Here is a 676-nt window from a genome sequence, read left to right as displayed (position 1 = left end):
GGGACTGCGAGGGCAACCTCGTCACCCACACCGACCCGGCCGGACACACCACGGCCTACAGCCACACCCACTTCGACATGCCGGTTGCGCGTACCGGCCCGGACGGTGCGCGCTACGCCTTCGCCTACGACACGGAACTGCGCCTGACCACCGTCACCAACCCCCAGGGTCTGGAGTGGCGCTACACCTACGACGCGGCGGGGCGCCTGGTCGAGGAGAGCGACTTCAACGGCGCCACCCGCACCTACACCCTCGATGCCGCGGGCCGCCTTACCGCCCGGACCAACGCGCTGGGCCAGACCCTGCGCTACGAACTGGACGCGGCAGGCCGTGTGGTGCACCAGCACGACGAGGCCACGGGCGAGGAGACCACCTACACCTACGACCCCGACGGCGCTCTCCTGCGCGCGGCCAACGCCAGCAGTGAACTGACCCTGACGCGGGACGCGCTGGGCCGCGTGGTGTCCGAGACCGTCAACGGCCGCACCACCCGCTACGCCTATGACGCGGCGGGCAACCGTACCCACCGCACCACACCCTCCGGTCTGACTTCCGCCTGGACCTACGACGCGACCGGCCGCGCGGCCACCCTCACCACCGGCGGCCACACCCTCGCCTTCACCCACGACGCCGCAGGCCGCGAGACCCAGCGGGCGACGGGCGGGGTGACCCTGGA

1 pseudogene is annotated in these 676 nt (G+C 72.0%); it reads left to right on the top strand.

The features are described 5' to 3' along the window. A pseudogene (locus ACYVOO_RS25940) lies at positions 1-676 on the top strand (type IV secretion protein Rhs); the annotation flags it as partial.

This window comes from Streptomyces daliensis, assembly GCF_054782395.1.
This window is presented reverse-complemented; position numbering and strand designations above follow the sequence as displayed.